Here is a 19,656-nt window from a genome sequence, read left to right on the forward strand (position 1 = left end):
GATCTCGAGCACGGGCCGATCGGGCTGACCGAGGCGCATGCGATGATCGCCGCCACGACCGGCACGCCATGCACGCCGCTGGTGCGCATCGCCGCCAACGAGCCCTGGCTTGCCAAGGCCCCGATGGACATCGGCGCCTTCGGCATCAATTTCCCGATGATCACCAGCCGCGAGGAAGCCGAGAAGGCGGTGCGCAGCGTGCGCTATCCGCCGCGTGGCGATCGTCTCTGGGGTCCCTTCCATGCGCCGTTCCGCTGGGGCCAGTCGATGCCCGACTACATGGCCTCAGCCGACGACGAGATGCTCTGCATGATCACCATCGAGCATGTCGACGCCGTCAACCGCATCGACGAGATTATGGCGACGCCCGGCATCGACATCGCGGTGATCGGTCCCGGCGATCTCGCGACCTCAATCAACAAGCGCGGCCAGATGGACGACCCCGAGCTGTTGGAACTGATCGCCCGGGCCGAGGCCGGCATCCTCAAAAGCGGTGTGCCGATCGGCGGGGCAGCACGCACCGCCGAGCAGGCCAATCGCCTGATCGACCGCGGCTACCGCGCCATCGCGCTCGGCTTCGACTGGTCGCTGTTCCAGCGCGGCATCATGGCGGCGTTCGAGGGAATCAGGCGGTAGGCCGGTCTTCGAGCGCTTCTCAAAGCCGGTTGCAGACTACATCAAATTAGCCATTTAAGGCATTGAATTGACATGATTTTACCGAAATTTGCGAACCTTCTTCTGAGCCTGAGAAGGCGATGATTCACGAACCCGCTGGCTCCAACCCGGCTGGTTCATGCTAGATCAGGGCAGCGGGCCGAAGACCCGACTCGCCACACCTGTTTGAGCCCGCGGAAACCCGAGGACGATGCGCGGTACACCCAAGAAAATCTCGCTGCTGCGGCGCATGGTCTTCGACCTCATGCACGCCTCGATGGGCGTGCCCTTCGTCTCGCTGTCGCGGCCGCTCCAGATCCGCCCCCTGCTCGAGGCGCGCGCCAGTGCAAAGGTGCCGGCTGGCTGGGCCGCGATCTTCGTCAAGGCCTTCGCGCTCGTCGCCAGGGACGAGCCGATCCTGCGCACCCTCTACGCCAAATGGCCGTGGCCGACCTTCTATGAGCTGCCCAAGAGCGTAGCGATGGTGGCCGTCGCTCGCGTCGTGGACGGCGAGGAATGCGTGGTGGCGCAGCGGATCGCCGGCCCGGACGCCTTGGCGCTGACCGAGATCGACGTCCTGATCCGGCATGCCAAGGAGGCCCCGCTCCGGGACGTGCCGATGGTTCGCAAGATGATGCTGGCGATGCACCTGCCGCTGCCGCTGCGCCGGCTGGCCTGGCTGATCGGGCTCAATTTCGGCCGCCAGCGCGCCAGCTTTTTCGGCAGCTATTCGGTTACCTCGGTCGCGGCCTATGGCGGGGGCGAGCTTCACGCCATCACGCCCGGACCGTTCATTCTGAGCTATGGGGTGGCCGAGTCGGACCAGACCATCAATGTCGTTCTGCGCTGGGATCACCGGATTACCGATGCCGCCCCGATCGCCCGGGTCCTGACCCGGCTGGAACAGGTCCTGAACACTGAAATCGCTGCCGAATTGCGCGGCAGCCGGCAGGCTGCGGAGCCCAAGCCGATCCGAGCTGTGGCGACGTAAAGGATTGACAGGACGGCCCGATTTCACCTAAAAGCCGCCTGCTCGCGGGCCGGTTTCGGCCCGCGAAGCGTTTCGCGACCCGTGGCCTTGTCCCTTGAAGCTTTGGGGATGGGGCCTGTCGGTGCCGGGTTTCCCGGTCACACAGGAGGGCGCGTTTCCTCAAACCAACCTAACTCTATCAAGAGGACGCGATGACTAAGCGCAGTGAGGCGAAGTACAAGATCGATCGCCGTATGGGCCAGAACATCTGGGGCCGCCCGAAGAGCCCCGTGAACCGCCGTGAGTACGGCCCCGGCCAGCACGGCCAGCGCCGCAAGGGCAAGCTCTCCGACTTCGGCGTGCAGCTCCGCGCCAAGCAGAAGCTCAAGGGCTACTACGCCAACATCAGCGAGCGCCAGTTCCACGGCATCTATGTCGAGGCGAGCCGCCTGAAGGGCGACACCGGCGAGAACCTGATCGGCCTGCTGGAGCGCCGTCTCGACGCGGTCGTCTATCGCGCCAAGTTCGTGTCGACGATCTTCGCCGCGCGCCAGTTCATCAACCACGGCCACATCAAGGTGAACGGCCGCAAGGTCAACATCTCGAGCTACCAGCTCAAGGTCGGCGACGTGATCGAGGTCAAGGAAGCCTCCAAGCAGCTCGCCCACGTTCTCGAAGCGAGCCAGCTCCCCGAGCGCGACGTCCCCGACTATCTCGAAGTCGACCACGGCAAGATGACCGCGAAATACGCGCGCATCCCCGGCCTCTCCGACGTGCCGTTCCCGGTGCAGATGGAGCCGCACCTGGTCGTCGAATTCTATTCGCGCTGATAACGAAGTTCGAAAGGCCCCGGCAAAACCGGGGCCTTTTTGTTTAAGAGACCCGGCAAGGGCCGTCCCAATCCAAGAGGCGTCGCATGCTCTACACCCCTCCCCCCGTCGATCCCAAAGCACCGCCGGTGCGCATCAACCTGCTTTCGGACACGCAGACGCGGCCGACGCCTGCGATGCGCGAGTCGATGGCGCGCGCGGAAGTCGGCGACGAGCAGGTCGGCGACGACCCGACCACGAATGCGCTCTGCGATCGCGTTGCGGATCTGCTCGGCAAGGAAGCTGCGGTGTTCATGCCCTCGGGCACGATGTGCAACGTCACCGCGACGCTGGTGCACTGCCGTCCCGGCGACGAGATCCTCGCGCACGAAACCGCGCACATCATCGCGCGCGAAGGCGGCGCGCATGCAGCGCTCGGCGGTTTCCAGATCACGCAGCTCCAGGGCCCCGACGGACAGTTCACACCTGAGACGTTCCGTAAGGCGCTTCATCCGCGCACGCGCTACCAGCCGACACAGAGGGTGGTCAGCGTCGAGCAGACCGCCAATATCGGCGGCGGCACGATCTGGAAGAAGGCGGCGCTTGACGAGATTGTCGCGATCGCGAAGCAGAATGGGCTTGCCACCCACATGGACGGCGCGCGCCTGCTCAACGCCACTGTCGCCACCGGCATCGCCGCGCGCGACATGACGGCAGGCTGGGATTCGGCCTGGATCGACTTCTCGAAAGGCCTGGGCGCACCGATCGGCGGCGTGCTCGCCGGCTCCCGCGACTTCATCGACGCGGTCTGGCAGTGGAAGCAGCGTCTCGGCGGCTCGATGCGGCAGTCCGGCGTCTGCGCAGCCGCCTGCATCTATGCGCTCGACCACCACGTCGGTCGCCTTGCGGATGACCACGCCAATGCGCGCGCGCTGGCGCGCGGGCTGTCGCAGATCGCAGGGATCGAGGTGCAGGAGCCCGAGACCAACCTCGTGTTCTTCAAGCCCGACGGCGCCGGCGTTCCCGGCGACAAGATGGTCGGCGCCTTGCGCCAGCGCGGCGTGATGCTTGCCATGATGGACGGACGCATCCGCGCCTGCACCCATCTGGACGTGACGGCTGCGATGATCGAGGAAACGATCGGCCAGGTGCGCGAGATCGTGCGCGGGGCGTGATCAGCGCCCCATCGCCTCGTAGACCAGCCGCCTCAATTCGGTCTGGATCGGCCCACGCTGCGACGGCGACTGCATCATGCAGATGACGAACATGTCGTCCGCGGGATCGATGAAGAAGAAGGTGCCGCCGACGCCGTCCCAGCGATATTCGCCGGCCGGCAGCGCCGCGTTCGCTTCCGTCCGCACCGCAAAGCCGAGGCCGAAGCCGCTGTCCGGGCCAGGAAAATAGAATTCGGGATCCTTCCCGATCCCGGTCCCCTCGCCGATCTGGTCCGAGGTCATCAGCGCGACCGTCTCGCGCCCGAGATAGCGCCTTCCGTCGAGCTCGCCGCCATTGAGCAGCATCTGCGCAAAGCGCGCATAGTCGCTGATGGCGCCGACCATGCCGGCTCCGCCTGATTCCCAGCGCCGCGGCGCGGTCGCCTCCTTGATGCCAGCGACCGGACGGTCGAACCAGTCGTTCGGCAAGGGCTCTGCGATCATTGATCGCTTCGCATCGTCGGCGACGAAAAAAGCGGTATCGCGCATCCCCAGCGGATCGAGCAGCCGCTCCTTCTCGAACTGATAGAGCGATTGCCCCGAAACAATTTCGATCACCCGCCCCAGCACATCGGTTGAATGGCCGTAGTCCCATAGCGTCGCCGGCTGCTCGGCCAGCGGCAATCGCGCCAGACGCTCGACGAACTCGGCATTGTCGGGATCCCCGTCAAACAGGCCGGCCTGCGCATAGAGCCTGCGCACCGGGCTGTCGCCATAGAAGCCGTAGGTGACGCCAGAGGTGTGACGCAGGAGGTCGCGGATGGTGATCGGCCGCGCCGGCGGCACGAGCTGCAAGCTGCCGTCCGGCTGCGCGACGCCAACCTTCACATCGGCGAAGGCCGGAATGTGTTTCGAAAGAGCGTCGTCGAGACCAAGCCTGCCGTCGTCGACCAGCATCATCGCTGCGACCGAGGTCACCGGCTTCGACATTGAATAGAGGCGGAAGATGGTGTCGTCCGTCATCGGCTCTGCCGTCTTGACGTTGCGCAGGCCGAATTTCTCGTAGACGACGGGCCTGCCGTGCTGCTGGATCAGCAGGATCGCGCCGGGAATCTTGCCGGCCGCGACCTCGCCACGAAGATATTCACTTACGGGCGCGAGCTGTGGCGCATCGAGCTCACGTCCGGCAAGCAGGTCTTCTGCCGCTGCAGCCGCGGTGAATACCAATAGCCCGGCGCAGACAAGCAGCCAACGCAGGAGGGCCAGACGTCCTTCAGCGGAACGACGGCCCGGCAGCCTCATCGTCAATCGCCGGTGCCGTGCGCCAACAGCGCCTCACGATGCAAGACGGCGCTTGGCTCGGAGAAACAGCAGAGGATGACCTGCGTGACGGAAGGGGTCGTGGCCAGAGCTTCGACCGTGGTCGCGACTGCAATCTGCGCGGCGCGGTCCGCCGGGAAACGGTAGATACCGGTCGAAATCGCCGGGAATGCCACGGAAGTGAGCTCGTGCTTGCGGCAGAGCTCCATCGAACGGCGATAGCAGGAGGCGAGCAGATCGTCTTCGCCGAGAGTGCCACCATTCCACACCGGTCCGACGGTGTGGATCACATGAGCGGCCTTCAGCCGGTAGCCCCGCGTGATTTTGGCATCACCCGTCTTGCAGCCGTGGAGCATGCGGCACTCGGCGACAAGGTCCGGACCGGCGGCCCGGTGAATCGCGCCATCGACGCCGCCCCCACCGAGGAGCGACGTGTTGGCGGCGTTGACGATGGCGTCAACGCTCAAGGTCGTGATGTTGGCAACAATGACTTCTAACTGCGCGCCACCGATCCGGCGCGTCAGCATCGCCACGGATCAGGCCGCTGCGTTGACCGCAACGCCCTTGTCGGCGAAGAGCTGCTGCAATTCGCCGGCCTGGAACATCTCGCGCACGATGTCACAGCCGCCGACGAACTCGCCCTTCACATAAAGTTGCGGGATGGTCGGCCAATTCGAATAGACCTTGATGCCATTGCGCAGCTCGGCGGATTCGAGAACGTTCAGGCCCTTATAGCCGACCCCAAGATGGTCGAGGATCTGCACGACCTGGCCGGAGAAACCGCACTGCGGAAATTGCGGCGTGCCCTTCATGAACAGAACCACGTCGTTCGACTTCACTTCGCTGTCGATGAATTCCTCGATGCTCATATCCATGTCCTTCCGGGGCGGAGCCCTCATCGCTTCGGGCCGGCTCAGCCATCTAACCCGATACCTGCCCCAATATGTAGCGCAAACTATTGGACATCCAAAGTAAAATGGCGGCGACGAAGCCCTGCCATGCGGCCAAATCTGCCAGTTCGGGGGCGGCGGGACTATAGCCTGATGGCTCTAATATCATCACCGAGGAGGACTTTTATCCCGTAACGGAGGCCCTATCTAGGACGAACCTGTCTCTTGGAACCGAGCTACGCCTGCAACGTTCTCTTGTCCACCTGGAGAAAACCGTGACGAAACAAGCCTCCGTAACGGCCAGCTCGCTCCCTGCGTCACCTTTCTCCGGCAGCTCGGCCGAAGCGCTGGTGGATGCCTTTATGGCGGTTCGCAACGAGACCGAGCGCCGCGCCGCGCCGCTTAGCGCGGAAGACCAGCAGATCCAGTCCATGCCGGATGCGAGTCCTGCGAAATGGCACCGCGCGCATACGACCTGGTTCTTCGAGCAGTTTCTGCTCGGCGAGCACTGTCCGGGCTATAAGCCCTTTCATCCCGACTTCGCATTCCTGTTCAATTCCTATTATGTCAGTGCCGGTCCACGCCATGCCCGGCATCGCCGCGGCGACATCACACGGCCGAGCACCGATCAGGTCACCGCCTATCGGAGACACGTCGATGCCGCCGTCGTAAGATTCTTCCGCGAGGCGGATGAGGCCAAGCTTCGCGCCATCAGGCCGCTGGTCGACGTCGGCCTCAATCATGAGCAGCAGCACCAGGAGCTGATGTTCACGGATATCCTGCACGCCTTTGCGCAGAATCCGGTCCTGCCCGCTTACGACCCCGAGTGGCGCTTCCCGGCCTCGAACAAGACGGGCCCGGAATGGCTATCCCTGAACGAAGGCATCCACAGCATCGGACACGCCGACGACAGCTTTCATTTCGACAATGAGAAGCCGGCGCATCGCGCGCTCGTCGGTCCGGTCAGGATCGCACGCAATCTCGTCACCAATGCCGAGTGGCTCGCCTTCATGCGGGACGGCGGTTACGGAACCGCGCCGCTATGGCTGATGGACGGCTTTGCCGCGGTCAGCAACGAGGGCTGGCAGGCGCCGGGCCACTGGCGCGAGATCAATGGTGGCTGGCACATGATGACGCTCGCCGGCCTCAAGCCGGTCGATCCGAACGCGCCCGTGTGCCACGTCAGCTATTACGAGGCCGATGCGTTCGCGCGCTGGGCCGGAAAACACCTGCCGACCGAGATGGAATGGGAGGTCGCGGCCCGCGCCGGCCAGCTCAACGATGCCTTCGGCATCGTCTGGCAATGGACCCGCAGCTCATATTCGCCCTACCCGGGTTACCGGGCCGTGGAAGGTGCGCTCGGCGAGTACAACGGCAAGTTCATGGTCAATCAGCTGGTGCTGCGCGGGTCCTCGCTTGCAACTCCAGGCGGGCACAGCCGTATCACCTATCGCAACTTCTTCTACCCGCACCACCGTTGGCAATTCACGGGATTACGCCTCGCCGACTACGACTGAGTTCTCATCCGACGACAACCGCGCGCCGGACAGCGCGTTCAGGAGAGTATCATGAATGTGCACGCCAGCGCTTTGGCCGAAGCCCATCTTCCTGACGAACAGACCACCGCCTTTGCCCGCGACGCCATCGGAGATCTGTCGCAGCAGCCGAAAAAGCTGTCTCCGAAATATTTCTACGACGCGACGGGATCAGAGCTCTTCGAGGCGATCACGCGCCTGCCGGAATATTATCCGACGCGCACCGAGCTCTCGATCCTGCGCGAGCGCGGCAGTGAGATCGCGAAGATCATCCCGGAGCATGCGGCACTGGTCGAGTTCGGCGCCGGCGCGACCACCAAGGTCCGCCTGCTCCTGAAGCATTGCAGGTTCGCCGCCTACGTGCCCGTCGACATCTCCGGCGATTTCCTTCACGGGCAGGCGAACGGCCTGCGGCATGATTTTCCCTCGCTCGGCATCCATCCGGTGGCCGCAGACTTCACCACGCCGTTTGAGCTGCCGCCAGCAGTCGCCTCGCTGCCGAAGGTCGGCTTCTTCCCGGGCTCGACCATCGGTAATTTCGAGCCGCATGAAGCCAAGGCATTCCTGAAGAGCGCGCGGAAGATTCTGGGCCAGGGCGCGTTGATGATTATCGGTGCCGACCTGGAGAAGGACGAGCGGGTGCTCCACGAAGCCTATAACGACGCAGCCGGTGTCACCGCCCGCTTCAATCTCAACGTGCTCGTCCGCATCAACCGCGAGCTCGGCGGCAATTTCGACCTCTCCGCCTTCACCCATCGCGCGATCTACAATCGCGAGCAGCACCGCATCGAGATGCACCTGATCAGCAGGAAGAGCCAGACCGTGCGCATGCTGGGCACGAGCTTCTCATTCCGGCCCGGCGAGAGCATCCATACCGAAAACAGCTACAAATACAGCCTGGAGCGGTTTGCAGCGCTGGCGCGCGGTGCCGGCTGGCGCGTGCGGGAGACGTGGACCGACGCGGCACGAATGTTCTCCGTGCATGCGCTGGTCACGTCGGAGTAGAGCAGACCAGCCTATTGCACCAGAACGGGCTTCGGCCGGCGCATCAAGCCGAGCTTCAGGTGCCATTTGCGCGTGCCGGTCAGGACATCCTTGACCGGCGTCAGCATGGAGTCCCACATCCTGTATCCGGCGCTGTCGAGCTTCCAACCCTCGATCATGCCGTCGAAATTCGGGCCGGCGGCGTTGGAGCCGACGAGCCGGGTGAATCGGCCGTCCGGCCCCGCTTCATAGACCTTGTCGAGATCCAACGTGCTGCAATCCCCGTCCGGCATCCGATCGATATCGGCGGTGTAGAGAAACTGATGAACGGCATCCCCGCCGTCCCGTCTCGGAATTACGAATTCGAGCTCGGCCGCAAGAAAAAGATGGTCGGCACGAAACGGCATGCTGAATGGTGTGAAGCCGATATTGCTGAAATTCCAGCGTCGGTCGATGACGGCCTGCGCCGTAAATCGCGCGGTGCCATCGTCCGCCGAGAGGACACGCGTGCCGGCATTGGGCGCCTGCCAATCCCCGGTGCCGAATACCAGGCGAACCGGCACGCCGGCGAGCGGCTTGTAGTCCCGATCCGTCAGCTTGAGCTCGACCTCCAGCAGGACCGTCTCGTCGGCCAAGCCGGAGGTCGACGAGAACGTCATGATCGCAAGGCAGGTCAAGCAGCTCCAGAAGGCGTGGCTCATGTCGGCTCCGCGTGCCCGGCTAAAGACAGTCGATGTAAGCGAGCTTGCTGTCGCAGTGGCGACAGCGGAAGACGTAGGCTGTCGGCCCGCGGTCGCGGTTGAGCGAGGTGAGGAATCGCGTCGCGGCGTCGCCGGACACGCCGCGATCGTGCACGATCTGCATCATCAACGTGCCCTCGAGCTGCGGATGGCGTGCGCGGATCTCGGCATGGCCTGCAGGCTCGATGAAGGCGGCCGCGTCACCGCAACAGGCCATCCACTGCTCCTGCTGCCAGCCGGAGAAGCCCGGGGTGCGCAAGGCGATCTCCTCGACGACCTCGCGGGGAATCTCGTCCGGGAAGAGCGCTTCGTCGACGAAGCTCGCGTCGAATGTCTCATGCGCCGAGCCGTCGGCGATGCACCACGGACAGAGCGCCTCGTCGAGCTCCGCCTCGCAATAGCTTGGTCCCATATAGATGAAGCCACGCCGCTGATCGCAGCAAACGCATTGCGCCTCGGAAGCAACGATGCTGCCGCTTGCAATCGGATCGGGATGATATCGGAAGACGGGAAGGTCCATGTCTGTCGGAGCCTTGACGAGGGACATCACAAATTCGGTTACGAGCGATGCGCTGGCCCGCTCACTGCTTCTTCAGCCATTGCGTCAGCATCTCCCGGATCGACCATTTCGTGGTGTGGAAGTTGTCGATGCGCCAGTGGCCGTCCTCCTGGACGAAATCATAGGTTACGACCGCCGGCGGGCCGGGCCGGTAATAGGGCTTGCGGTAGTTCAGCTTCACCGCGAGCACCGCCGCATTGGCGGTCGCGTTCTGGCGCGTGATCGTGAAACTCTCGAGCTCGAGTCCATTTGTGTCGGTGGTCGGATCGAAATCGATCGGACCTGTGTCGTCATCGGGCGCCTTCCTGGCGTCGCACCTGGCCCAGAGCGCCAGCAGCGACTTCGAGAGGAATTTGGTCCGCTGCTGCGGCTTCAGCCAATCGGGGTACTCGCCTTTGACGGCCTCGCGATAGATGCCCGTCAACATGTCGGTCGGTGTCGCCTCGCCTGCATGCGCGAGGGACGGGGCCGCCGGAAGCAGCGTCGCGGCAATGCAGGCGCAAAACGCCCCGGCAAGGCCGGCACGGCGCGAGACGTCGGGCATAAATGATATCCCCTGGCGAAGAACGGCTCGTGGTTAGACGTCCGATCGGCACCCGCGGTTCAATCAGCCTCTTCGGCCTTCGCGCGCAACGACACCGACTCCCACACCGCCACCACGATCAGGATCGCCGTCGTCGCAATCGAGAGCCAGAGCGGCGACAGCTCGCCGCCGAACCAGCCGAGACCAAGCAGCGCGAGGATGCCGACGCCATGCGAGAGCTGGAGGAAGCCGCGGATGGTGTGCTTGAACAGGATGGTGCCGACCAAAAACACCAGAGGACCGCCGACCGTGCTCAAGACCGTTCTGAGATCGGAATGTCCGGTTGGGTGCTTCAGCACGAGCTCATCCGACACGGCGGTCAGGATGATGCCGGCGATGATCGGCATGTGCAGGTAGGTGTAGGCGAGCCGCGCCAGCCGGCCGGACTCGGCTGATTTCGAGATCAGCTCCGAGCCCGCTTCCGCACCTTTGTGGAAATAGATCCACCACATCGCGATGCTGCCGAGGAGAGCTGCAAGAAAGGCGGAGATATTTTCACCGGTCCAGCTCAGTTCGCCAAAGGTCGCGCCGTTGACGACGATCGCCTCGCCGAGCGCGATGATGATGAAGCCGGCGCAGCGCTCGGCCATGTGGCCGCCCTCGACGCTCCAGGCCTCCATCGAGGAAAATCCCAGCTTCGGGACCCAGAAGCGCGCGGCCGGCGAGATGTATTCGAAGGCGACGGCCGCGAGCCAGAACCACAGCCGCGCCTCTCCCTCCGCTAACCCGCCTGCGATCCACAGCACGGCAGAGACGGAAAGCCAGGCCAGGATGCGGATCGCATTATGCCGCACCAAAATCCGGTGCGGCGGCGTTGCGAACAGCCAGAAGGCTGTCCGCCCGACCTGCATGGAGGCATACGCGATCGCAAACCACAGCCCACGCCCCTCGAATGCCGTCGGGATCGAGATCGACAGCACGAGGCCGCCCAGCATCATCAGGAAGAGCAGGACGCGGACCGGCGTCAGCTCGGGGTTCAGCCAGTTGGTGACCCACGCGGTGTAGACCCAGACCCACCACACCGCGAGGAACAGCAGCGTGACCTGGACCGCGCCGAGCGGCGTGAAACGGCCGAGCAGTGTGTGCGAAATCTGCGTGACGGCGTAGACGAAGACGAGATCGAAGAACAACTCGACATAAGTCACGCGGCTCGGCTGGTCCGGCACGATGACACGAAACATCGCGCCGCGTGGATTGTCCGCAGCCATCGCCTACCCCGCCGGCAAAAAGATCAATTCGACATCAGCTTCCCGGCACGCCGGTCTGCAGCGCCAGCGCGTGAAGCACGCCGCCCATCTGGCCGCGCAGCGACTGATAGACGATCTGGTGCTGCTGGACGCGGGACTTGCCACGGAAAGATTCCGAGATCACGGTCGCGGCATAATGGTCGCCGTCACCGGCGAGGTCCCGGATCGTCACCTCGGCATCGGGGATCGCTGCCTTGATCATCGCCTCGATATCGTGGGCGTCCATTGGCATTCTGCTCTCGCTCCTGTCTTCGCAATTCAGGCCTTCGAATCACTTGCCGGGGTCCCCGGGACCGGCAGGCCCAAACTTAGCGTGAACGGCCTTCTGGGTCACGCTTCCAGCCACTATATTTCCCCCTCAAGCGGGATAAAGGCACGACAAAGTGCCGCGCGCGGCCAATCGACCAAAAAGGCGTGAACTCATGAAGCTTCCGGGCCCCGACCACCCCATCACCATCACTCACAACCCTAGGCGCGTCCGCGTGACGGCGGGCGACGTCGTGATCGCCGACACCGCGAAGGCGCTGACCCTGAAGGAGGGTCGGTATCCGGCCGTCCAATACGTGCCGCGGGAGGATACCAACATGGCCTTGCTCGAGCGGACCGACCGCGTCACCCATTGTCCCTACAAGGGGGACGCCAGCTATTTCAGCGTCAAGGCCAACGGCAAGACGCTGGACAACGCGATCTGGACCTACGAGACGCCGTTCCCCGCCATGACGGAGATCTCCGGCCATCTCGCCTTCTATCCGGACAAGGTGAAAATCGAGGAAGTCGGGTAGTCTCGTCATTCCGGGGCGATACGAAGCATCGAGCTGGTGCTAACGCACCATTCCGAAATGACGAACTCAGCTACGCCCTGAATATCGTGAGCCCCAACACCAGGAGCACCAGGAAGATCACGACGAAGACGTAGAACAGGAAGCGCGCGACGTCGGCGGACGCGGCCGAAATGCCGGTAAAGCCGAGCACGCCGGCCACGATCGAGATCAGGAGGAAGATCAGAGCCCACTTCAAAATCGTCATCGTCCGCTCCGCGAAACCTCCGCGCCGCCGGGAAGGCGGCGGTTGAAAACGTTGCGAGGTCTAAACTTATAGGAGAACGGCCGGTTCCTCCGTGATTGGTGCGGTGCGCTGGCCGAGACCGCGCTGCCAAACAGGCCTTGCTGAATCAGGTTCCCGGCGGCAACATCCGGTTCTGGGAAAGACGCGACCGGGGCGACCATGACAACGATCTCACCTACGGCGACGGCTGGTGCGGACGTCAGCGCAGCTCCCAAGAGCAAGACGCGAAACCTGTCGCTGGATCGGGCGCGTACGTTCCTGACCCTGGTGGTGCTGTTGCACCACGCCGTCATCCCCTACACCTATTTTGGTCACACCGATCCGACCGAGTGGATCGGGTTCGATTTGATCGTGCTCGCCAATGACTCGTTCTTCATGGCGATGTTCTTCTTCCTGTCGGGGCTGTTCGTATGGCCCGGCCTCGGCCACAAGGCGCCGCTGGCCTTCATCCGCGACCGCCTGCTGCGGCTCGGCCTGCCATTTGCGATCTGTGCGCTGACGCTGATCCCGCTCGCCTATTACGCGCTGGCATTGCAGGGCGGCTCCGATCTCACCTTCCCGGCGTTCTGGTGGAAGACGGTGACGGTCGGCCCGTGGCCAAGCGGTCCGATCTGGTTCGTCTGGGTGCTGCTCGCCTTCGACGTCACCGCGTGCCTGCTCTACCGGGTCTCGTCGACGCTGGTGTTTCCGATCAACCGGGTCTCGCAATCGGGCTTCAAGGAGCCGTGGCGGTTCTGGCTGCTGCTCTGGATCGTCACCGAGATCGCCTACATCCCGATGCTGATCTATTACGGCGTCAATCACTGGTTCGAGTTTGGGCCGTTCTCGGTGCAGGCGAGCCGCGTCCTGCTCTATGCGTCCTACTTCTTCATCGGCGCCGGTGTCGGCTGCGCCGGCATGGCCACCGGCGTGCTGGGTCCGGACGGCCAGTTACCGAAAAGCCGATGGAGCTGGCTGTTCGTCACCCTGCTCCCCTACGCGGGCATGTGGTGCATGATCTTCGTCAAGCGCGAGATCCTGGGCAATCCGCCTCATCTGCCGTGGTGGTACCATTCGATCTACGGCACGTTCTTCGTGCTGTTCTCGGCATCGATCCTGCTGACGATCCTCGCCTTCTTCCTGCATTCGAAAGCACCGGGACCGACCTTGCTCGACCGCATGCAGGGCGAAGCCTACGGCATGTTCCTGGTGCACTACCCGATCGTGCTTTGGATCCAGTATTATCTGTTCGACGTCAGCGTGCCGGCGATCGTCAAGGCGGCGATCGCGTTCGTGCTCACGGTAATCCTGAGCTGGGCCGCCACGGCAGCGCTGCGGAAAATTCCCGGCGCGACAAGGGTCCTATAGAGCAAACTATCGCTCGTCATTGCGAGGAGCGAAGCGACGAAGCAATCCAGACTATCTCCGCGGAGGGATTCTGGATTGCTTCGCTGCGCTCGCAATGACGGAGAAAGTGGCGGCTTACGCCACCTTCGCGCCCATATACTCCGGCAGCCAGCGCTCGAACGCGGTGCGCAGCGTCTCGATCTTGACCGGCGCCTCGCCGACAATCGCGATTGCGTCGCCGCCGGTGGTGCCGATGCGCACGCAGGGCACCTCACAGCCGCGCATCTTTGCAAGCACGAGGCCGGCCTGCGTCTCGGGCACCGTCACGATGTAGCGCGCCTGGTCCTCGCCGAACCAATAGGCGTGCGGCACGAGCGCTGTCGGCGCAGCTAGCAGGCGCGCGCCGATGCCGCTCGCCATCGCCATCTCGGCCAGCGCCACCAGAAGACCGCCATCAGAGAGGTCATGAGCCGCGGTCGCGGTGCCCGCATGGATCATGCCGCGCACGACGTCGCCATTGCGCTTTTCGGCGGCAAGATCGACCGGCGGCGGCGCGCCCTCCTCGCGACCGCAGATGTCGCGTAAGTAGACCGACTGGCCGAGCCAGCCATGGGTCTCGCCGATCAGGAGGATCGCCTCACCCTCGGCCTTGAAGGCGAGCGAAGCGGACTTGGTGAAATCATCGAGCACGCCGACGCCGCCGATGGAGGGCGTCGGCAGGATCGCCCGGCCATTGGTCTCGTTGTAGAGCGAGACGTTGCCGGACACGACCGGGAAATCCAGCGCGCGGCAGGCTTCCGAAATACCCTTCAAGCAGCCGACGAACTGGCCCATGATCTCGGGCCGCTCCGGATTGCCGAAATTGAGATTGTCGGTGATCGCGAGCGGCTTGCCGCCGACCGCGGTAATGTTGCGCCAGGCTTCGGCCACCGCCTGCTTACCACCCTCGAATGGATCAGCCTCGCAATAGCGCGGCGTCACATCCACCGTCATCGCGAGCCCCTTCGGCCCGTCCTGTACGCGCACGACGGCAGCATCACCGCCGGGGCGCTGCAACGTGTTGCCGAGGATGACGTGGTCGTACTGCTCCCAGACCCAGCGCTTGCTGCACAGCTCGGGCGTGCCGATCAGCTTTTCGAGCGCAGCACCAATGCCCATCGGCGCCGCGACCTCGCGGGCATGCACGACCGGCAGCGCGACGGAGGGGACATGCGGCCGGTCATAGACCGGCGCCTCGTCGCCGAGCTCCTTGATCGGCAGGTCGGCCATGACGTCGCCGCCATGCTTGACCACGAAGCGCTTGGTGGGCGTGGTGTAGCCGACCACGGCGAAATCCAGCCCCCACTTCTTGAAGATCGCCTCGGCCTCTTTCTCCTTCTCGGGCTTGAGCACCATGAGCATGCGCTCCTGGCTCTCCGAGAGCATCATCTCGTAGGCGCTCATGCCGGTCTCGCGCGTCGGCACCGCGTCGAGATCGAGATCGACGCCGAGGTCGCCCTTGGCGCCCATCTCGACTGCCGAGCATGTGAGCCCCGCCGCGCCCATGTCCTGGATCGCGATGACGCAGCCCTTTTCCATGATCTCGAGACAGGCCTCGAGCAGCAGCTTCTCGGCAAAGGGATCGCCGACCTGCACGGTGGGACGCTTCTCCTCTGACTTGTCGTCGAATTCGGCCGACGCCATCGAGGCGCCGTGAATGCCGTCGCGCCCCGTCTTGGAGCCCAAATAGACGATCGGCATGTTCACGCCGGAGGCGGCCGCATAGAAGATCTTGTCGGCATCGGCGAGGCCGACAGCCATGGCGTTGACGAGGATGTTGCCGTCATAGCGGGTGTGGAAGCGCACCTGCCCGCCGACCGTCGGCACGCCGAAGGAATTGCCGTAGCCGCCGACGCCGGCGACGACGCCGGAGACGAGGTGCCGCGTCTTGGGATGCTCGGGTGCGCCGAAGCTCAGCGCGTTCAGGCAGGCGATGGGGCGCGCGCCCATGGTGAAGACGTCGCGCAAGATGCCGCCGACGCCGGTGGTCGCGCCCTGATAGGGCTCGATGTAGCTCGGGTGGTTGTGGCTCTCCATCTTGAAGACGACAGCCTGCCCGTCGCCGATGTCGATCACGCCGGCGTTCTCGCCGGGGCCCTGGATCACCCAGGGCGCCTTCGTCGGCAGGCCGCGCAGATGGATGCGCGAGGACTTGTACGAGCAGTGCTCGTTCCACATCGCCGAGAAGATGCCGAGCTCGGTGAAGGTCGGCTCCCGCCCGATCAGCTTCAGGATGCGCTCATACTCGTCGGGCTTGAGCCCGTGGGCGGCAACGAGTTCGGGGGTGATCTTCGGTTCGTTCTTGAGCATGGATTCGGCGCTTTCGGCGGGGTCTGGCCGTTCTTAGGAACATCCACGGCCTGGGAAAAGCCCTTTAAGGCGCATTTTCCCACTGTCCATAGTTTTGCAGAAGGGGCCCGCGGGAACAGGAATTGCACAGCGCGGACGGATCGGATCTAAGGGCAAAAACCCCTCATTTGAAGGCCCCATTCCTTGCACGAGCCGACCAAAACGACCTCTCCCCACCGCCCCGACCTGCATGTCGCGACCGAGGGGGAATTCAAGGGCTGGCAGACCTGGATTCGCGACAGTTTTGAGAACCATATCGGCCCCTTCTGGCACCGTTTCGAGGAGGACGGCCGCGTCCGCTGCGCCTTTCGGGTCGAGAAAAAGCACCTCAACGGGTCCCAGAACGTTCATGGCGGCTGCTTCATGGCGTTCGCCGATTACTGCCTGTTCGCGATCGGCCGCCATGCGCTGCAGGGGCGGGGCGTGACCGTCAATTTTGGCTGCGAATTCCTCGATGCGGGGCACGAGGGCGAGCTGATCGAATGCACCGGCGAGGTCACCCGGGCCGGCGGCTCCCTGATCTTCCTGCGCGGGGAGATGATGGCCGGCGAGCGCAGGCTGTTCACCTTCTCCGGCACGATCAAGCGGGTGAAGCGGAAGGCGCCACCGCCGACCGGCGCTTAGGTCGAGAGCTGCTTCTCGGCGATCGAGAGCCACTCGGCCTGCGCATTGCGCAGATATTTTGGTGCGCGGCGCATCTGGATCAGGAGCTCGTTGAAGATCACCCGCGCTTCCGCGGTGCGGCCGACCATTTGCAGCAGCATGCCGTAGCGCACCCGCGCCTCGGCACCGGGGAAGTAGGACGACACGGCGTGATATTCCTCGAGCGCCTCGTCAAGGCGTCCGACCTCGGCGAGCGCGCGAGCGTACAGCAGATGCGCTTCGGCCGAGTCGTACTCCGGCCACTGCTTCTGGAGATCGTCGAGGGTGGCCAGCGCATCGGCCGGACGATTGCCTGAAAATTCCGCCTGCGCCTTGCCGAGCGCATAGACAGGGTCGTTGCCCATCGGCAGCTTCAGGATGTGATCGTAGTGCCGTTCGGCCTCGCCGAACCGCGCGATCTTCACGCATTCCTCGGCAAGCGCGGCGCGATTGGCGATGGTGTCGGTCGCGGCGAGACGGTCCTGCAATTCGCGATAGCGCTTTTCCGGATCGAGCCGGTTGGCGAAGCTTTGGCGGGCCTGTCGCGCCTGCGGGCTCGAGAACCATTCGGGAATGAGCTCGACGATGATGTAGGCCAGCGAGCCGACCAGCGGCACCATCAGGATGATGAACGCCCAAGGCCGCAACCGCCCGGTGCGCGCCGCGTGCCAGATGAGCGTGATCTCGAGCAACAGGACGATCAGGGCAACGGGCATGCGAAATCCGACGTGCGTATCAATGGCGCTGACACCCTTGATAGCATGCCAACGCGATGAGACAATCCAAAGTTGTTCGGAGCGCGCGGGTTTTCGCGCGCATTCGAACAATCCTCCGTCAGTCGCGATGTCGCGTGATGAGGTTCACGCCGCGCGGTCGAGATGCGCGACGAGGCCGGCGAACAGGCCGCGCCCGTCGGTGCAGCCCATGATGTCTTCGACGTGGTTTTCCGGATGCGGCATCATGCCGAGCACGTTGCCCTTGTCGTTGACGATGCCGGCGATGGAATGCGCCGCGCCGTTGATGTTGTGGGCCTCGTCGACGACACCTTCGGCCGAGCAGTAGCGATAGAGCACCCGCCCCTCGCCTTCGAGCCGCTTGATGGTTTCCTCATCCGCCTCGTAATTGCCCTCGCCATGGGCGACCGGCACGCGGATCACCTGGCCGGCATTGTAGCCGCGGGTGAACGGCGTATCGGAGCGTTCGACGCGCAGATGCACGTCGTGACAGATGAACTTGAGCCGCGCATTGCGCATCAGCACGCCCGGCAAGAGGCCGGACTCGCAGAGGATCTGGAAACCGTTGCAGACGCCGAGCACGAGGCCACCCTTGGCCGCATAGTTGCGCACCGCATCCATCACCGGCGCGCGCGCCGCGATGGCGCCACAGCGCAGGTAATCACCATAGGAGAAGCCGCCGGGCACCACGACCAGATCAGTTCCTGCCGGAAGCGACGTCTCGGCGTGCCAGACCATCGCCGGCTCGTGTCCCGAGATCAGCTTCAGCGCACGCGCCATGTCGCGCTCGCGATTGATTCCGGGAAAGACGAGGATGGCGGCTTTCATGGCTTTGAGTTCCGAAGCGAGGAATGGAATCGGGCTGGCCAATGGCCAAATCGTGAGGAGACATAACCATTTGACGCGGATTTTACCAGTGCTAGCCTCACTTGGCCGTGCACAGGCCATAGCCCGCCCTTTGGCCGAACGATTTTGCCCGGGATTGAAGCCATGAACGTCCCGTCGTCGCCCACCTCCCCAGCCGAACCGGTCTCCACCGAGGGCGTCGTTGCGGCCGGCGCCTATGTCGACGGCCGGCGCGTCGCCAACATCGCGATCAGCGAAGCCTCGAGCTGGCGGGCAAAGCCAGACCACGTCGTCTGGATCGGGCTGCATGAGCCGGGCATGGCGCTGCTCAGCGCGGTACAGAAGCAATTCGACCTGCACGAGCTCGCGATCGAGGATGCCAACCACGCCCATCAGCGGCCGAAGATCGAGCAATATGGCGAGGCCCTGTTCATCGTGGCGCGGACGGCGCAACTCTTCGAGGGCCGGATCGTGTTCGGCGAGACGCACATCTTCGTCGGCGACGGCTATCTCGTGACCGTCCGTCACGGCGCTTCGACCTCCTATACGGCGGTGCGCGAACGTTGCGAGAGCTGCCCACGGGCGCTGGCGCGCGGCGAGGACTACATCCTCTATGCCATCCTCGATTTCATCGTCGACAACTACTCCCCCGTGCTCGAAAGCATTCACGATGAGGTCGAGGGGATCGAGGACGACGTGCTCTCGAAGCCGATCAGCAAGCCGCAGATCGAGCGGCTCTACATGCTGCGCCGCGACCTGCTGCGGCTGCGCAATGCTATCGGCCCTCTGGTGGAAGTCTGCCGCCGGCTGGAGCACGACGAGTTGTCGATGGTCCGCCCGACCATGCAGCCGCTGTTCCGCGACGTCACCGACCACGTCAGGAATATCCAGGAGCGCATCGATTCCATGCGCGAGGTGCTCGCCTTCGCGTTTGAAGCAAGCCTCTTGGTCGGCCAGGCGCAGGAGACGGCGGTTTCCAAGAAGCTCGCCTCGTGGCTCGCGATCCTCGCCATCCCCACCGCGCTTGCCGGCATCTACGGCATGAACTTCAAGAACATGCCGGAGCTGCAATGGGAGTACGGCTATTACGCCCTGCTCAGCGTGATGCTGATTTCATGCAGCGCGCTCTACTGGCGCTTCCGCCGCGCCGGGTGGCTCTAGGCGAAAGCTCTCAGCCCACAAAGTGCGACCCCTCGCGCGCCCTTCGCGC

22 protein-coding genes are annotated in these 19,656 nt (G+C 64.0%); 10 read left to right on the forward strand and 12 right to left on the reverse strand.

Going from position 1 to position 19,656, the window contains the following annotated elements; translation table 11 throughout:
* The 4 genes from Q2941_RS45450 to Q2941_RS45465 form a co-directional block, all read left to right on the forward strand.
* A partial coding sequence (locus tag Q2941_RS45450) for an HpcH/HpaI aldolase family protein (RefSeq protein WP_458196660.1) occupies positions 1–636 on the forward strand: 636 nt, incomplete at its 5' end.
* 229 nt (positions 637–865) lie between these two features.
* Positions 866–1,645: a hypothetical protein gene (locus Q2941_RS45455; RefSeq protein ID WP_027525370.1), complete on the forward strand. Its 780-nt coding sequence runs from the start codon at positions 866–868 to the stop codon at positions 1,643–1,645.
* Between the two features lie 191 nt (positions 1,646–1,836).
* Positions 1,837–2,454: a 30S ribosomal protein S4 gene (gene rpsD, locus Q2941_RS45460; RefSeq protein ID WP_018647416.1), complete on the forward strand. Its 618-nt coding sequence runs from the start codon at positions 1,837–1,839 to the stop codon at positions 2,452–2,454.
* 86 nt (positions 2,455–2,540) lie between these two features.
* Positions 2,541–3,608 (forward strand): threonine aldolase family protein, encoded by a 1,068-nt coding sequence (locus Q2941_RS45465; RefSeq protein ID WP_027525371.1) that lies wholly within the window; start codon positions 2,541–2,543, stop codon positions 3,606–3,608.
* On the opposite strand, the gene Q2941_RS45470 is transcribed toward Q2941_RS45465, so the two are convergent.
* From Q2941_RS45470 to grxD, 3 genes are read right to left on the reverse strand one after another with little or no spacing between them, the layout of a single operon-like run.
* Positions 3,609–4,889, reverse strand: a complete 1,281-nt coding sequence (locus tag Q2941_RS45470; RefSeq protein ID WP_458196662.1) for a serine hydrolase domain-containing protein — start codon at positions 4,887–4,889, stop codon at positions 3,609–3,611.
* A gap of 2 nt (positions 4,890–4,891) precedes the next feature.
* The gene (locus Q2941_RS45475) at positions 4,892–5,440 is read right to left on the reverse strand and encodes an O-acetyl-ADP-ribose deacetylase (protein WP_458196663.1); all 549 of its coding nucleotides are present in this window, start codon (positions 5,438–5,440) and stop codon (positions 4,892–4,894) included.
* A gap of 3 nt (positions 5,441–5,443) precedes the next feature.
* The gene (gene grxD / locus Q2941_RS45480; RefSeq protein ID WP_027525374.1) at positions 5,444–5,776 is read right to left on the reverse strand and encodes a Grx4 family monothiol glutaredoxin; all 333 of its coding nucleotides are present in this window, start codon (positions 5,774–5,776) and stop codon (positions 5,444–5,446) included.
* Between the two features lie 296 nt (positions 5,777–6,072).
* Between grxD and egtB the strand changes: the two genes are divergently transcribed.
* Positions 6,073–7,314, forward strand: coding sequence for an ergothioneine biosynthesis protein EgtB (gene egtB, locus Q2941_RS45485; RefSeq protein ID WP_458196664.1), 1,242 nt, complete (start codon positions 6,073–6,075; stop codon positions 7,312–7,314).
* Positions 7,315–7,365: 51 nt separating this feature from the next.
* Positions 7,366–8,337 carry an L-histidine N(alpha)-methyltransferase gene (gene egtD, locus Q2941_RS45490; RefSeq protein WP_254111700.1) on the forward strand — a complete coding sequence of 324 codons (972 nt, stop codon included), beginning with the start codon at positions 7,366–7,368 and terminating at the stop codon, positions 8,335–8,337.
* An 11-nt stretch (positions 8,338–8,348) separates the two neighbouring features.
* On the opposite strand, the gene Q2941_RS45495 is transcribed toward egtD, so the two are convergent.
* Genes Q2941_RS45495 through Q2941_RS45515 form a run of 5 tightly spaced genes read right to left on the reverse strand, consistent with a single transcriptional unit; the run spans position 8,349 to position 11,677 of the window.
* Complete coding sequence (locus Q2941_RS45495; protein WP_254111699.1) at positions 8,349–9,017, reverse strand: hypothetical protein; 669 nt, start codon at positions 9,015–9,017, stop codon at positions 8,349–8,351.
* A gap of 19 nt (positions 9,018–9,036) precedes the next feature.
* Positions 9,037–9,603: a CbrC family protein gene (locus Q2941_RS45500; protein WP_027525378.1), complete on the reverse strand. Its 567-nt coding sequence runs from the start codon at positions 9,601–9,603 to the stop codon at positions 9,037–9,039.
* A gap of 34 nt (positions 9,604–9,637) precedes the next feature.
* Positions 9,638–10,159: a hypothetical protein gene (locus Q2941_RS45505; protein WP_458196665.1), complete on the reverse strand. Its 522-nt coding sequence runs from the start codon at positions 10,157–10,159 to the stop codon at positions 9,638–9,640.
* Between the two features lie 59 nt (positions 10,160–10,218).
* Entirely contained in the window at positions 10,219–11,406 is a 1,188-nt protein-coding gene (locus Q2941_RS45510; RefSeq protein ID WP_027525380.1) for a low temperature requirement protein A, read from the reverse strand.
* Positions 11,407–11,440: 34 nt separating this feature from the next.
* A complete protein-coding gene (locus Q2941_RS45515; protein WP_027525381.1) occupies positions 11,441–11,677 on the reverse strand; it encodes a BolA family protein in 237 nt (78 codons plus the stop codon).
* A 190-nt stretch (positions 11,678–11,867) separates the two neighbouring features.
* Between Q2941_RS45515 and Q2941_RS45520 the strand changes: the two genes are divergently transcribed.
* The gene (locus tag Q2941_RS45520; protein WP_027525382.1) at positions 11,868–12,227 is read left to right on the forward strand and encodes a DUF427 domain-containing protein; all 360 of its coding nucleotides are present in this window, start codon (positions 11,868–11,870) and stop codon (positions 12,225–12,227) included.
* 70 nt (positions 12,228–12,297) lie between these two features.
* On the opposite strand, the gene Q2941_RS45525 is transcribed toward Q2941_RS45520, so the two are convergent.
* Complete coding sequence (locus Q2941_RS45525) at positions 12,298–12,471, reverse strand: DUF1328 domain-containing protein (RefSeq protein WP_027525383.1); 174 nt, start codon at positions 12,469–12,471, stop codon at positions 12,298–12,300.
* 198 nt (positions 12,472–12,669) lie between these two features.
* On the opposite strand from Q2941_RS45525, the gene Q2941_RS45530 reads away from it, so the two are divergent.
* Positions 12,670–13,857 (forward strand): acyltransferase family protein, encoded by a 1,188-nt coding sequence (locus Q2941_RS45530; protein ID WP_254111696.1) that lies wholly within the window; start codon positions 12,670–12,672, stop codon positions 13,855–13,857.
* Between the two features lie 114 nt (positions 13,858–13,971).
* Here Q2941_RS45530 and purL read toward each other — a convergent pair whose 3' ends face one another.
* Positions 13,972–16,185, reverse strand: a complete 2,214-nt coding sequence (purL, locus tag Q2941_RS45535; protein ID WP_027525385.1) for a phosphoribosylformylglycinamidine synthase subunit PurL — start codon at positions 16,183–16,185, stop codon at positions 13,972–13,974.
* Between the two features lie 183 nt (positions 16,186–16,368).
* On the opposite strand from purL, the gene Q2941_RS45540 reads away from it, so the two are divergent.
* The gene (locus Q2941_RS45540; RefSeq protein ID WP_027525386.1) at positions 16,369–16,848 is read left to right on the forward strand and encodes a PaaI family thioesterase; all 480 of its coding nucleotides are present in this window, start codon (positions 16,369–16,371) and stop codon (positions 16,846–16,848) included.
* On the opposite strand, the gene Q2941_RS45545 is transcribed toward Q2941_RS45540, so the two are convergent.
* On the reverse strand, positions 16,845–17,582 hold the full coding sequence (locus Q2941_RS45545) for a tetratricopeptide repeat protein (RefSeq protein ID WP_027525387.1): 738 nt from the start codon (positions 17,580–17,582) through the stop codon (positions 16,845–16,847). The genes Q2941_RS45540 and Q2941_RS45545 overlap by 4 nt on opposite strands.
* Before the next feature lie 144 nt (positions 17,583–17,726).
* Positions 17,727–18,428 (reverse strand): phosphoribosylformylglycinamidine synthase subunit PurQ, encoded by a 702-nt coding sequence (gene purQ / locus Q2941_RS45550; protein ID WP_027525388.1) that lies wholly within the window; start codon positions 18,426–18,428, stop codon positions 17,727–17,729.
* A gap of 162 nt (positions 18,429–18,590) precedes the next feature.
* On the opposite strand from purQ, the gene Q2941_RS45555 reads away from it, so the two are divergent.
* Positions 18,591–19,607, forward strand: a complete 1,017-nt coding sequence (locus Q2941_RS45555; protein ID WP_254111694.1) for a magnesium and cobalt transport protein CorA — start codon at positions 18,591–18,593, stop codon at positions 19,605–19,607.
* Positions 19,608–19,656 lie beyond the last annotated feature (49 nt).

This window comes from Bradyrhizobium sp. UFLA05-153, assembly GCF_054185185.1.